This window comes from Caulobacter sp. GW821-FHT11E11, from assembly GCF_058808315.1.
The window spans coordinates 330,078-343,913 of the sequence record NZ_JBXARO010000003.1; the positions used below are offsets into that span (position 1 = coordinate 330,078).

General features: G+C 66.9%; 8 protein-coding genes. 4 read left to right on the forward strand and 4 right to left on the reverse strand.

The annotated features are described in order from the left end of the window. Positions 1 to 34 precede the first annotated feature (34 nt). Positions 35 to 1,627, forward strand: coding sequence for a fatty acid--CoA ligase (locus AC1RR5_RS08895; RefSeq protein WP_492920948.1), 1,593 nt, complete (start codon positions 35 to 37; stop codon positions 1,625 to 1,627). Between the two features lie 117 nt (positions 1,628 to 1,744). On the opposite strand, the gene AC1RR5_RS08900 is transcribed toward AC1RR5_RS08895, so the two are convergent. The 3 genes from AC1RR5_RS08900 to AC1RR5_RS08910 all read right to left on the reverse strand — a co-directional run bounded on the left by AC1RR5_RS08900 (position 1,745) and on the right by AC1RR5_RS08910 (position 6,237). Next, on the reverse strand, positions 1,745 to 2,668 hold the full coding sequence (locus tag AC1RR5_RS08900) for a Gfo/Idh/MocA family protein (RefSeq protein ID WP_492920950.1): 924 nt from the start codon (positions 2,666 to 2,668) through the stop codon (positions 1,745 to 1,747). 174 nt (positions 2,669 to 2,842) lie between these two features. Next, positions 2,843 to 5,137 carry a beta-glucosidase family protein gene (locus AC1RR5_RS08905; RefSeq protein ID WP_492920952.1) on the reverse strand — a complete coding sequence of 765 codons (2,295 nt, stop codon included), beginning with the start codon at positions 5,135 to 5,137 and terminating at the stop codon, positions 2,843 to 2,845. A gap of 56 nt (positions 5,138 to 5,193) precedes the next feature. Further along, a complete protein-coding gene (locus AC1RR5_RS08910) occupies positions 5,194 to 6,237 on the reverse strand; it encodes a LacI family DNA-binding transcriptional regulator (RefSeq protein ID WP_492920954.1) in 1,044 nt (347 codons plus the stop codon). 649 nt (positions 6,238 to 6,886) lie between these two features. On the opposite strand from AC1RR5_RS08910, the gene AC1RR5_RS08915 reads away from it, so the two are divergent. From AC1RR5_RS08915 to AC1RR5_RS08925, 3 genes are all read left to right on the forward strand, one after another. Beyond that, positions 6,887 to 9,973 carry a TonB-dependent receptor gene (locus AC1RR5_RS08915; RefSeq protein ID WP_492920955.1) on the forward strand — a complete coding sequence of 1,029 codons (3,087 nt, stop codon included), beginning with the start codon at positions 6,887 to 6,889 and terminating at the stop codon, positions 9,971 to 9,973. 157 nt (positions 9,974 to 10,130) lie between these two features. Further along, positions 10,131 to 11,651, forward strand: coding sequence for a tryptophan halogenase family protein (locus tag AC1RR5_RS08920; RefSeq protein WP_492920956.1), 1,521 nt, complete (start codon positions 10,131 to 10,133; stop codon positions 11,649 to 11,651). Between the two features lie 9 nt (positions 11,652 to 11,660). Beyond that, on the forward strand, positions 11,661 to 13,211 hold the full coding sequence (locus AC1RR5_RS08925; RefSeq protein WP_492920958.1) for a tryptophan halogenase family protein: 1,551 nt from the start codon (positions 11,661 to 11,663) through the stop codon (positions 13,209 to 13,211). Here AC1RR5_RS08925 and AC1RR5_RS08930 read toward each other — a convergent pair. Then, on the reverse strand, positions 13,208 to 13,807 hold the full coding sequence (locus AC1RR5_RS08930) for a peptidylprolyl isomerase (protein ID WP_492920959.1): 600 nt from the start codon (positions 13,805 to 13,807) through the stop codon (positions 13,208 to 13,210). The two genes, AC1RR5_RS08925 and AC1RR5_RS08930, sit on opposite strands and share 4 nt — an antisense overlap. Between the last annotated feature and the right edge of the window lie 29 nt (positions 13,808 to 13,836).

The following is a 13,836-nucleotide window of genomic DNA, read 5'->3' on the forward strand; positions in this document are numbered from 1 at the left end:
CCGCTAGAGTGGGCGAACGAGGGAGCCAGGCCTGATGTCGACCGCGATCGATTTCGACCGCATGCATACTCTGGGCGACGTCGCCCGCTATCATGCGGAGGTGCGGCCCGGCGACGTGGCGTTCGTCTTTGAAGGGCGCGAGACGAGCTTCGCTCAGTTCGACCGCCATGCGAACCAGGTGGCCCACGCCCTGATCGCGGCGGGCCTGGGGACGGGCGACCGCGTCGCCTATGTCGGCAAGAACAGCGACCACTATTTCCAGCTGCTGCTGGGCGCCGCCAAGGCCGGGGTGGTGACCACACCGATCGGCTGGCGGCTGGCCGCGCCCGAGATCGCCTATATCGTCGGCGACAGCGAGGCCAGGATCGTCTTCGTCGGTCCCGAACTGATCGCTCATGTCGAGGCGGTGGCGGCCGAGCTGACTCATCGCCCGGTGGTCATCGCCATGGAGGCCGAGGGCGCGGGCGAGCACCCGACCTTCGAGGCTTGGCGCGACAAGCAGCCCGACAGCGATCCGCACAAGCCGATCGAGACCTCCGATATCGCCATCCAGCTCTACACCTCGGGCACCACGGGACGGCCCAAGGGCGCGATGCTGACCCACGACAACCTGCTGGGCATGCGCCGCGAGGCTTCCAAGAACCCGATGGAATGGAATCAGTGGGGGCCAGAGGACGTCAGCCTGGTCGCCATGCCGGTGGCCCATATTGGCGGCACGGGCTGGGGCCTGGTGGGCCTGATGAACGGCGCCAAGGGCGTGGTGGCGCGCGAGTTCGATCCCTTCAAGGTGCTGGACTTCATCGAGAAGGACCGCGTCTCCAAGATGTTCATGGTGCCGGCGGCGCTGCAGATCGTGGTGCGCCAGCCCCGGGCGCGCGAGATCGACTATTCGCGGCTGAGCCACATCCTCTATGGCGCCGCGCCCATCCCGCTGGACCTGCTGCGCGAGTGCATGGAGGTGTTCGGCTGCGGCTTCGTCCAACAGTACGGCATGACCGAGACGACCGGCACGGTGGTCTATCTGCCGCCCGAGGACCACGACCCGGCCGGCAACAAGCGCATGCGCGCGGCGGGGCTGCCGATGCCGGGCGTCGAGATCAAGGTCATGGACGACGCTGGGAATAGCGTGGCGACGGGCGCCGTGGGCGAGATCGCCATCCGCTCGGGCTCGAACATGGCCGGCTACTGGAAGCTGGACGAGGCCACCCGCAAGACCGTCGACGTCGACGGCTGGCTGCGCACCGGCGACGCCGGCTACCTGGACGAGGACGGCTATCTGTTCATCCACGACCGGGTGAAGGACATGATCATCTCGGGCGGCGAGAACATCTATCCCGCCGAGGTGGAGAGCGCGGTGTACGGCCACCCGCACGTAGCCGAGGTGGCGGTGATCGGCGTGCCTGACGAGAAGTGGGGCGAGGCGGTCAAGGCGGTGGTGGCGGCCAAGCCCGGGGTGACGCCGGATGCGGAGGATATCATCGCCTTCGCGCGGAGCCGGATCGCGGGGTTCAAGGCGCCGAAGAGCGTGGATTTCGTCGAGGCGTTGCCGCGGAATGCGTCGGGGAAGATCCTGCGGCGGGAGCTGCGGGCGCCCTACTGGGAAGGCAGGGAGCGGCAGGTGAACTAGGTCGGCAGCCCCCACCTGATCACGCTCCGCGTGGTCGTCCGCCCCCAAAGGCGGGCGGAAGGTGATCCTTCTTCCCCCTCCGGGGGAGGAGGGCCGAAGGCCCGGAGGGGGCAAGTGCTATTCGACAAACGCCTCCACGCTCTCCCGCGTCCCCACCAGAAACGCATCCGCCACCAGCGCCAGCGGCCGCACATCCACCTCGGACTCGCCCCGCGCGATCAACCCCGCGAACCGATCATAAAGCCCCGGATACTCACGGTTCTCCCCGACCTCGACCGCCACGCCGTCGATCTCCAGTTCCGCTCCGCCCAGCGACAGCTTCAGCACCCCATCATCGGTCCAAGCCGTGATGTCCCAGGTCTGCGGCCCGGTCTGCAGGAAGTCCAAGTCAGCGACGATCTGCGCCCCGCCCAGCGTGGTCATTTCCACATGCCCGGCGATTGGCGACTGGACATTCTCAGGCACCTGCAGCCGCGCATCCGTGACGAACACCTCGGCCGGCATGATCTCGGTCAGGATCGACAGGGCGTTGATGGCGGGGTCGAAGACGCCCATGCCGCCGGCCTGCCAGATCCAGGTCTGGCCGGGGTGCCAGCGGCGGACGTCCTCGCGCCATTCGATGGCGAGCTTGCGGACCTTGCGCGACGCCAGCCAGGCCTTGGCTCGTGGCACGCCGGCGGCGAAGCGCGAGTGCCAGCTGGTGAACAGCACCACGCCGTGCTCGCGGGCGACGGCGGCCAGTTCGGCGACCTCGCTGACCGTGGCGCCGGGCGGTTTTTCCAGGAACACGTGCTTACCGGCGCGCAGGGCCGACAGCGCCGTCTCGCGGCGCGCCTGGGGCGGGGTGCACAGGGCGACGGCGTCCAGCTCTGGACCGTCTTTCAGCATCGCGTCGATGTCGTGGAAGACCGGGATCCCGCCGAGGTTCGGCTTGCTGCGGCTGGCGGCGGCGACCAGGTCGAAGCGCGGATCCGCGTTGATGGCGGGGATGTGCTGGTCATGGGCGATCTTGCCCACGCCGACGAGGCCGATCCGGATCACGCGTGCTTCCTCCATCGGCGTTCACCGCCGTGTGGCGCTATTATATTATAAATGATGCGACGCAAGGCGGCAGGCAAAAAAAGAGCGTCACCCGGGAAGGCGACGCTCTTGAAGAGGGAAGAGACGTAAATGGGCCCGGCGGGACAGGGGTAGGCTAGATCCCGCCCAACCCCCTTACTTCGCCGCCGGAGATACCGGCAGGCTCCGGGCCGCCAGGGTGACCTGGGCGGTGGAGGAGAGGGCCCGGGACGAGGATCCCAGGGCGATGTCGTACTGGCCGGCCGCGATCGACCAGCCATGGGTCTTGTCGTCCCAGGTCGCCAGCAGGCGCGGGTCGACCGTGACGGTCACGCGCTGCGTCGCGCCGGGGGCGAGGGCGACCTTCTTGAAGCCGGCCAGGCGCTTGGGCGCTTCCCAGCCGCCCGCTTTCGGAGCCACGTAGACTTGGGGGACGTCCTTGCCGGCGCGGGCGCCGACGTTCTTGACGTCGAAGCTGACCGTGACCTTGTCGCCGGCAGCCGTGGCCGTCAGGTTCGAATAGGCGAACTTGGTGTAGGACAGGCCGTAGCCGAACGGGAACAGCGGCTCGATCTTCTTGAGGTCGTACCACTTGTAGCCGACGGCGGCGCCTTCGATGTCGTAGTCGGTGTCGAACAGTTCGCCCTCGGCCTTGCCGACGCCGTCCAGCTTGGGACGCGGCAGGTCGGCCACGCTCTTGGGGAAGCTGACGGGCAGGCGGCCGGTGGCGTCGATCTCGCCGGTCAGGACGCGGGCGATGGCTTCGCCGCCGGCCGTGCCCGGGAACCAGGCCTCGACCACGGCGCCCACCTTGTCCAGCCACGGCATGACCACCGGACCGCCGGTCAGCAGCACCACGACGGTCTTCTTGTTGGCCGAGGCCACCGCGTCGATCGTGGCGTCCTGCTTCTTGGGCAGGTTCAGGTCCTGGACGTCCCAGGACTCGGTGGTCCACTGGTCGGCGAAGACCAGGGCCAGTTCGCTTTCGGCGGCCAACTTGGCGGCGCGGGCGGGATCCGTGCCGTCATCGTAAACGACCTTGGCGTTGGGATAACGGGCCTGCAGCGCCTTCAGCGGCGAGGACGGATAGTAGATCACCGGGCCCGGCCAGGTGGCGGGCTCCAGGCCCTTCACCGCGCGGCCGCCGGCCGGATAGACCTGCGACGAGCCGCCGCCCGACAGCACGCCGACATCGGCATGGCCGCCAATCACGGCGATGGTCTTGGCGGTCTTGGCCAGGGGCAGCAGGTCGCCGTCGTTCTTGAGCAGGACGATGCCTTCCTCGGCGTCGGCCTGGGTGATCTTGGCGTGGGCGGCCAGGGTGGCGGCCGGCAGGTCGTGGCCCTTGGGCTGGGTCACCGGATGGTCGACCGCGCCGCTGGCGAACAGGGCGCGCAGCACGCGGCGGGCCATGTCGTCGATGCGGGCCTGGCTGACCTTGCCGCTGGCCAGATCGGCCCTCAGCGGCGCGCCGAAGAAGGGCTCCTTGTCAAAGGCTTCGCCGGCCGATTCCTGGTCGAGGCCGGCGTTGGCGGCCTTGGCTGACGAGTGGTCGGCGCCCCAGTCCGACATGACGTAGCCCTTGTAACCCCAGTCCTTCTTGAGGACGGTGTTCAGCAGCCAGTCGTTCTCGCAGGCCCAGTCGCTGTTGACGCGGTTGTAGGCGCACATCACCGAGTGCGGGTCCGACTGCTCGATGGCGAACTGGAAGGCCAGCAGGTCGGAGGTGCGGGCCGCGGCGTCGCTGATGTTGCTGCTGACCACGAAGCGGCCGGTCTCCTGGCCGTTCAGGGCGTAGTGCTTGATTGTGGAGATGATGTGGTTGGACTGGATGCCCTTGATCTGGGCGGCGACCATGACGCCGGCCAGTAGGGGGTCTTCACCGCCATATTCGAAGTTCCGGCCGTTGCGCGGCTCGCGCATCAGGTTCACGCCGCCGGCCAGCTGGACGTTGAAGCCCGAGTCGCGGGCCTCCTTGCCGATCATCGCGCCGCCCTTGAAGGCCAGCTCGGGGTTCCAGGTGGCGGTGGTGGCCATGCCCGAGGGCAGGGCGGTGCGGGCGCGCAGGTCCTGGTGGCTGCCTTGGGTAGCGACGCCGACGCCGGCGTCGGTCTGCCATTGGCCGGGGATGCCGAGGCGGGGAACGCCCGCCACGTAGCCGGCCGAGGCCTCCAGCGAGTCCTTGTGGCGCGTGTACTTCGGCTTCATGTCCGAACCGAAGTAGCCGAAGATGACCGTGAACTTCTCGTCGTTGGTCATCGCCTTGAGCACGAGATCGGTGCGGGCGTCGGCGGAAAGCTTGGGGTTCAGCCACGGATGGGCCGGAGCCGCTGCGGGCTTCTTGGCCGCGTCGGCCAGGGCCGGGGCGACGGTCAGCGCTGACGCTGAGGCGCCGATCAGCAGGGCGAGCGAAAGGCCCCGCCAGGTCGCCAGCGAAGTCGTCTGGGTCATGTTTCCTCCGTGGTCGTCTCGCCCCGCGCGGCGCTGCGGCCACGTCGGGGAGGGGATTAAGGTCGTCTCCGAGGCGGCGGACCGTCTCGGGCGGGACCGGTGGACTCGCGCACCACCAGCGAGTGCTGCGCGAGGAAGGGGGTGTTGGTCTTGCCGGCGCCCTCATTGGCGCTCCAGGCGGCGAAGGTCTGCATCGCGCGCAGGGCCATCTGGTCGAAGGGCTGGCGAATGGTGGTTAGGGTCGGCCAGATCACGCCGGCGATGGGGGCGTCGTCGAAGCCGACCACTGACAGGTCGTCGGGGATCCGCAGGCCTCGGCGCTGGGCCTCCATGCAGGTGGCGGCGGCCATGTCGTCATTGGCGGCGAAGATCGCGGTCGGCGGGTTTTCGATGTCCAGCAGGGCCTTGGCCGCGTCGATGCCGGTCTTGAAGGTGAACTCGCCCTGGACGATCAGCTCGGGCGACGGACGGGGCAGGCCACGGGCGGCATAGGCCTCGAAGAAGCCGTTGCGGCGGTGGGTGCTGGCGGCGTGATCCGGATGGCCGGCGATGTGGCCGATGCGGGTGTGGCCCAGCGAGAACAGGTGCTCGACGACCTCGCGTGCGGCAGCGCGGTCGTCCATGCCGATGGCCGGGAACTGAGGGTCGGGCGTGGTGGGCGTGATCAGCACGCAGCGCACGTCCAGCTCGCGCATCAGCTCCTTCATGGGGCCGAAGTCGCACTCGGGCGGCAGCAGGATCATCTCGCGGATGCCGCTGTCCCGGACAAAGGCGCGGACACGGTCGGCCCAGCCGGGGATTGGGCCTTCGCTAAGGTCGACCGACAGGTGGCGGCCGGTCTCGACGCAGGCCAGTAGCAGGGCGTGGTGGACGCGGGTGTGGTAGCCGCCCGATGGGTCGCCCATCAGCACGCCGACTGAGCCGGAGCCCTGCGAGCGCAGGCTGCGGGCCACGGCGCTGGGCTGATACTCGAGATCCTGCATGGCCGTGCGGACGCGATCGCGCGTTTTGGCGCTGACGCTGTCGTGATCGTTGAGAACGCGGGAGACGGTCTTGGGCGAAACGCCCGCCCGCTCGGCCACGTCGTTGATCGTCGTCATTGGACCCCGTACCCGCTCTACCGCCAAGCTTCCCCGGCGCACCCCATCAGCCAATGGCGGCGCCCGCAAGGCGGTGAGCAACCGAAGGCATAGTCCATCTTGTCTTGCCTGTCATGGCTTCAGGACAAAAACGGGTCAAAAAAAGTCGGTTATCGGGACAATTTCAGGACATTTCGTATGGCCAACACCCGTATTTCAGGGGTTGTGGCATATCGGCCGACGCCATGCGGGATGCATTGTGACAGCGCTGCAAATGCTTCGATGTGTTGCGCATAAAATCCAATTAAAACAACAGAAATACGATCAAAAGTGTGGCCCGTGGCGCGGGAGTTGCGTTCTAATGCTAGGCCAAGGGTTGTGCGACGAGGGCCTGAAAACCCTTGCAGGGCTGGAATGACAACGTTGACATTCTTGTTGACTTGCTCGGGACATTTGATGAATGTGACATCGTTCGATGAAGGCGCGGGGCCGGAATCGAGTGTCCGGGCGCCGGGGCCGCCGAGGGATTTGGACAATCGCCAGACTCATCAGGGTCCAGGCGGTCGACAGGTCCGCAAAGCCTCAAACGTTTCTCGAAAGCCGCCGTCAGAGCGGCGGCGCGAGGGGCGGGCGGACGGCCAATAAAAACGACTTAATTGGGGAGCGAGAATTGTCACAGGAAGCAAGGACAGCCGTGCTCAAGCGCGGCCTGACGTTGGCGCTGGTCGCCGGCGCATCACAGCTGGCCCTGGCCACCGGGGCATTCGCCCAGGACGCCGCCGCCAGCGACTCGACGGTCGAAGAGATCGTCGTCACCGGCGTTCGCGGGTCTCAGATCAAGTCGGTCGACGTCAAGCGCCGCGAGGCCTCGATCGTCGACGCCATCTCGTCGGAAGACATCGGTAAGCTGCCGGACGTCACCATCGCCGACTCGCTGCAGCGCATCTCGGGCATCCAGATCCAGCGCGACGCCGGTGAAGGCAAGACCGTCAACATCCGCGGCCTGCGCCAGGTCATCACCCTGCTGAACGGCGAACAGTACCTCAGCGCCGGCAACATGGGCTCGGCCCAGCCGGACCTGCTGGACGTGCCGTCGCAGCTGATGAACCAGGTGCTGGTCTACAAGTCGACCAACCCGAACAACGCCCTGTCGGGCATCTCGGGCACGATCGACCTGCGCACTCGCCGTCCGTTCCAGTTCAAGGAAGGCCTGACCTTCACGGGCGCGGCCGAAGCCCAGCGCGGCGAACGCACCAAGAAGGACGACTACCTGCTGAACGGCGTCGTCAACTGGCGCAACGAGCGGGTCGGCCTGATGGTCGGCGCGGCGGCCAGCAAGGCCAACCTCGGCAACAACTATTCGGGCACTGTCGGCCTGTCGGGCAACAACGACTGGGGCGGCGGCTTCGCCCAGAGCTACATCTCGCCCCACGGCTACGAGAGCTTCAACCGCGTGGTCGAGCGTAAGCGCCTCGGCATCAACGCCGCGTTCGAGGCCGACCTGGGCGAGGGCTTCACCCTGATCGCCGAGGGCTTCTACGCCAAGCTCGACGAGTACAACCGCGCCGTCGGCATCAACATCTCCAACCGCTGGGACGGCGGCGCCTTCGGCACCTGGAACAAGCCGACCGTGTCCAGCCCGGTGGGCATCGGCAACTGGGTGGCCGTCGACGAGTACGACATCAACGCGTGGTGGGTGAACAGCTTCACCGTCAACCGCACGACCAAGTCCAAGACCAAGAACTTCAACCTGGGCCTGGACTACGACAACGGCGGTCCGTTCACCTTCGAAGCCCGCGCCATCCGCGCCGACGGCGATCGTCTCAGCATGAACGGCCAGGCCCAGGGCGACCTGAGCAACTGGCGCTATGCCGACGGCCGCTTCAACCTGTTCCGCGACGCCGCCGACCGCACCCGCGGCACGTTCTATCCGAAGGCGATCTGCGACAAGTTCGCCGCTTCGCGTCGTACGAACGCCATCACCGGCAGCGCCGGTGGCTGCTATCTGGATCCGAACCCGCAGGGTTACGGCGCCAACCCGCAGTTGCACTACAACATCAGCGGCGATCACCCGGTGTGGAGCGGCTTCGACCGTCCGCTGGCCGGCGGCCTGGGCGCGGGTAAGTCCCTCAAGGACTACATGGCGAACAAGGACAGCTACGCCATCGGCGCCTTCTCGTCGGAAGGCAACAACGAAGTCAATTCGGACATGAACGTGTTCCGCGCTGACGGCCACTACAAGTTCGACGAGCCGCTGCTGGGCTTCATCACCAAGGTCGATGCGGGCGTTCGCCAGAGCAAGCGCACGGTCGAGGTCGAGCAGTTCCACCTGTTCTCGGGCTTCTACGGCGGTACGCCGGGCGCGGTGCAGGCCAACGGCCAGCCCGTTCCGGCCGGCGGCTGCGAGGCCCAGTGGAAGGCCATCGACGTCGTCATGAACCAGAACCAGTGCCAGGCGGGCGAGTTCGTGCCCGATCCGGTCACCGGCGCTCCGGTCTTCCAAGGTTACACGGTCAATGCGCCGACCGGCCTGTCGACCTACAACAACGTGGTCTGGGTCGACGACCTGGGCGGCATCACCAGCGGCATCCCCGGCTTCTGGGCCATCGATCCGCACGACTTCGACGACGCGGAAGCCTTCCACAAGAAGGTGTTCGGCGGCGCCATCCGCGTGCAGGTCCCCGGCCAGACCTACGACGTCCGCCTGAACGAGCAGAGCGCCTACGGCGTGATGAACTTCGCGGCGGGCGGCCTGTCGGGTAACTTCGGCCTGCGCGTCATCGAGACCGAACTGACCGTCAAGCAGAACCTGACCGGCGACACCCGCAACTACGGCGACACCAACGCCGACGCGGGCGACCAGGTGACCCGTCGCAAGTACACCGACTGGCTGCCCTCGCTGAACGCCAGCTACGACTTCAATGACAAGCTGAAGTTCCGCTTCGCCTACTCCAAGACGATGCAGCCCCTCGACCTGGGCAACTACGGTGGTGGTCTGAAGATCAACACCGCCGACTGCGGCGCGGCCCTGCCGAACGTCCGCTGCGTCACCAGCGCGGAATCGTCGGGCAACCCGATGCTGAACCCGTGGCGGTCGACGAACTTCGACGGCGCCATCGAGTACTATGTCGGCCGCGCCTCGATGTTCAACATCTCGGCCTTCAAGCTGAAGATCGACAGCTTCGTCACCAACGGCGTCACCACCGGCCGCTTCCCCGACCAGGACGGCGTCATCCGCCGCACGGTCAACGTCACCCTGCCGATCCAAGGCGACGGTGGCTCGGTGAAGGGTGTCGAAGTGGGCGCCAAGCTGGCGGTCAGCGACTTCATCGACAACGCCGGCTTCTTCTCGAACTTCGGCGTGGACACCAACTACACCTACTCGCCGAGCAACGAGTCGCGCACCGGTCTGGACGGCGAGGAGCTGCCCTTCCAGGACAACTCCAAGCACCAGTTCAACCTGGTCGGCTGGTACCAGGACGACAAGCTGCAGGCGCGCGTCGCCTACAACTATCGCACCGACCGTCTGGCCGAGGTGATGAGCAACAACATCCCGATCTACCAAGACAGCACGGGCTATGTGGACGTGAACGTCAGCTACAACGTTCGCGACAACATCACCGTCTACTTCAACGGGTCAAACGTCACCGGCGAGATCGAGGATTACTACGCTCGCTTCGCCAAGGGTAAGACCCAGTACATCCGCCAGAACGAGTTCGAGCCCCGCTACACGCTGGGTGTCCGCGCTCGCTGGTAACAGCCAACCCTCTCACCTCCTGCAGCCGCCGTGGACATCCACGGCGGCTTTCTTTTTTTGAGAGCTCCATTTGGGGGGCTTGGGCCTGTCCGGCTCACGCGCGAGCCGATAGCCTGGAGCCCAACCGGACGCAGAGCCGGCAGTCGGGAGTAGGGCGATGCAGGACAATCGAATCCGCAGGCTGGTGATCGTCGGCGGCGGCACCGCGGGCTGGATGGCGGCGGCGGCGCTGAAGCGGCACTTCCAGGGCGGCCCTATCGAGATCACCCTGGTCGAAAGCTCCGAGATCGGCACGATCGGCGTGGGCGAGGCGACCATCCCCACCATCCGCGGCTTCTACCAGCAGCTGGGACTGACCGACATCGAGGTGATGCGGGCCACCGGCGCGACCTGCAAGCTGGGCATCCGCTTCAACGACTGGGTCCGCGAGGGCCAGTCGTTCATCCACCCGTTCGGCCTGTTTGGTCAGGACCTGCGGGGGATCTCGTTCCATCATTATTGGCGCAAGCTCGCTCAGGCCGGCGAGCCGACCGACATCGCCGACTACTCGCTGGGCGCCTCGCTGGCGGCGGCGGGCAAGTTCATGGCCCCGTCGCGCAACCCGCCCTCGACCCTGTCGATCTTCGACTGGGCCCTGCATTTCGACGCGGCCCTGTTCGCCCAGCTGATGCGCCGGGTGGCCGAGGACAACGGCGTGCGCCGCATCGACGCCAAGGTCACCAAGGTCAACCTGCACCCCGAGACGGGCTTCGTGACGTCGCTGGATCTCCACACCGGCGACACGCTGGAAGGCGACCTCTTCATCGACTGCTCGGGCTTCCGGGGTCTGTTGATCGACGAGGCCCTGCAGACCGGCTACGAGCACTGGAACGACGTGCTGCTGTGCGACCGCGCCTATGCGGTGCAGAGCGAGGGCGTGGGCGATCCCATGCCCTATACCGACGTCACCGCCCAGAGCGCCGGCTGGCGCTGGCGCATCCCGCTGCAGCACCGCTACGGCAATGGCTATGTCTATTCCTCGCGCCACATCAGCGACGAGGACGCGTTGGCCGAGCTGAAGGCGGCGATCCCCGATCCGTTGCTGCACGAGCCCCGGCAGATCCGCTTCAACCCCGGCCGCCGCAAGCAGGTCTGGAACAAGAACGTCATCGCCCTGGGCTTGGCGTCGGGCTTCCTGGAGCCGCTGGAAAGCACCTCGATCGCCCTGATCGAGACCGGTATCGAGAAGATCAAGATGCTGTTCCCGGACCGCGACTTCGCGCCCGCTTTGGCCGACGAGTTCAACGACTGGTCCAGGCGCGAGATGGAGCGCGTGCGCGACTTCATCATCCTGCACTACTGGGCCAACAAGCGGGGCGACACCGCCTTCTGGCGCGACTGCAACGCCGTGGCCTTGCCCGAGACGCTGAAGCACAAGGTCGACCTGTTCACCCAGCGCGGCCACTTCATCCGCTACCGCTGGGAGATGTTCCAGCCGGCCAGTTGGATGGCGATCTATGCGGGCTTCGAGTTGCTGCCCGACATGGTCGATCCGGCCCTGGACGGCATAGATCCGGCGACCCTCAGCGCCCCGCTGGCCGAGATGCGCAAGGCCATCCGCGAGGTGGTCGACGCCGCCCCGCCGCACGGCGCCTTCCTTGATCAGTACTGCCGACCCGCGCCCATGGCGGCGCAGTAGGACTTCGCGATGACCAATACCAACCCCAACGCCATCAAGAAGATCGTCATCGTCGGCGGCGGCTCGGCCGGCTGGATCTCGGCGGCGATGCTCAGCCACTATTTCAAGGATGGAGGCTGCGCGGTCGAGCTGATCGAGTCCGAGGAGATCGGCACGATCGGCGTGGGCGAGTCGACCATCCCGCCGTTCCTGCAGCTGATCGCCAGCCTGGGCGTGGACGAGCGCGAGTTCATCCAGGCCACGCAAGGCAGCTTCAAGCTGGGCATCCGCTTCGAGGACTGGAAGCAGAAGGACGAGGTCTACTACCACCCGTTCGGCGCCATCGGCGGCCCGATCGGCCCGCACGAGTTCTACCAGTGCTGGCTGCGGGCTAAGGCCAATGGCCACCCATCCAACCTGCAGGACTTCGCGCCCGGCACGGTGATGGCCGACCAGTGGAAGTTCATGCTGCCGTTCAAGGCCCAGCGCAGCCTGATCGCCGGGGCCAGCTACGCCCTGCACATCGACGCGCGGCTGGTGGCCAAGTTCCTGCGCGACTATGCCGAGGCGCGCGGCGTCAAGCGCACCGAGGGTATCGTCACCGACGTGGTCACCCGCCCCGACGGCGGCGTCGCCAAGGTCATCATGAAGAACGGCCACGAGGTCGAGGGCGATCTCTTCATCGACTGCTCGGGCTTCCGCGCCCTGCTGATCGGCAAGACCCTGGACGTGCCGTTCGTCGACTGGGGCGACGTGCTGCTGTGCGACCGCGCCGTGGTGGTGCAGACGGAGAACGTCGGCCCGCCGCACCCCTTCACCCTGTCCAAGGCTGAGGACGCCGGCTGGCGTTGGCGCATCCCGCTGCAGCACCGCGCGGGCAACGGCTATGTGTTCAGCTCAAAGCACCTCAGCGACGACGAAGCCCGCGACACCCTGGTCAGGAACCTACAAGGGCCGGCGCTGATGAACCCCATGTTCATCCCGTTCAAGACCGGCATGCGTCAGCGTCCGTGGGAGAAGAACGTGGTCGCCGTGGGCCTGGCGGGCGGTTTCATCGAGCCGCTGGAGTCGACGGCCCTGCACCTGATCTATCGCGGCATGGACTACCTGCTGCGGTTCTTCCCCGACCGTGATTGCGACCCGGCCCTGGCGGCCGAGTACAACCGCCGCATGACGGGGGACTACGAGGAGATCCGCGACTTCATCGTGCTGCACTACTGCACCAGCCAGCGCGAGGACACGCCGTTCTGGCGGGATGTGCGCGACGCGCCGGTGCCCGAGACCCTCAAGGCCCGCATCGAACTCTTCAAGGCCCACGGCGTGCTGCGCGAGGGCGTCGACGAGATGTTCCGCAACCCGTCCTGGCAGTCGGTCATGGAGGGCATGGGCGTGCGCCCGCGCCGCTACCAGCAGTTGGTCGACACCGTGCCTTATGAGGTCATCCAGCAGACCCTGGACCAGTCCAAGCCGATGCTGGCCGTCCAGGTCGCGGGCCTGCCCAGCCACGGCGAGTTCCTGGCCCAGAACTGCCCGGCCCCGACGCCTGAACCGGTGGCCGCGCCGTTCAAGACGGTGGCCTAGAGCCGCTTCACCGAAATGATCTTCACGGCCGGGTTCAGGATTTGGCCCTTCATCGACGGCACGTTGGTCGGGCCGTCGGTGCGGCCGGCCAGGATCTTCTTCACGACGTCCATGCCCGAGACGACATAGCCGAACACCGCATAACCCTGGGCCGCGTCGGACTTGCCCGGCTTGGCGTCCAGATAGGGCTGCGGGCTGGCGCAGATGAAGAAGTCGGCGGTGGCCGAGCCCGGGGCGTCGCGGCCCATCGAGATGGCGCCGGCCTTGTGCTTGAGGCCGGTCTTCAGCGTGCTCTCGTGGGCGATCGGCGGGGCGCGGCGGGAATAGGGCTTGGGCTGGCCCTGGATCGAGCCCGCGCCCGGCGCGCCCTTGGCCCGGTTGGCGCGGAAGAACTGCCCGCCATCGAAGCGATGCCGGTCGGCATAGGCCAGGAAATTGGCGGCCGTGATCGGAGCCTTCTTGTCCTCCAGCTCGACGACGATCGTGCCCTTGTCTGTCTCGATGGCCACGCGCGGCTTGCCCGCGGCGAAGGCCGAGGTCGAGGCCAGCAGGGCGAGGGCGGCGCCGATGAGGGCGCGGCGGACGATCTGGGTCATGGAGTATTCCAGAAGTTTTGGCCGGGGTG

What these genes read in the sequence shown, in the direction of transcription:
- AC1RR5_RS08920 (WP_492920956.1), top strand. Translation starts at nt 10,131, where the DNA reads ATGCAGGACAATCGAATCCGCAGGCTGGTGATCGTCGGCGGCGGCACC.
- AC1RR5_RS08895 (WP_492920948.1), top strand. Translation starts at nt 35, where the DNA reads ATGTCGACCGCGATCGATTTCGACCGCATGCATACTCTGGGCGACGTC.
- AC1RR5_RS08910 (WP_492920954.1), bottom strand. Translation starts at nt 6,237, where the DNA reads ATGACGACGATCAACGACGTGGCCGAGCGGGCGGGCGTTTCGCCCAAG.
- AC1RR5_RS08925 (WP_492920958.1), top strand. Translation starts at nt 11,661, where the DNA reads ATGACCAATACCAACCCCAACGCCATCAAGAAGATCGTCATCGTCGGC.
- AC1RR5_RS08930 (WP_492920959.1), bottom strand. Translation starts at nt 13,807, where the DNA reads ATGACCCAGATCGTCCGCCGCGCCCTCATCGGCGCCGCCCTCGCCCTG.
- AC1RR5_RS08905 (WP_492920952.1), bottom strand. Translation starts at nt 5,137, where the DNA reads ATGACCCAGACGACTTCGCTGGCGACCTGGCGGGGCCTTTCGCTCGCC.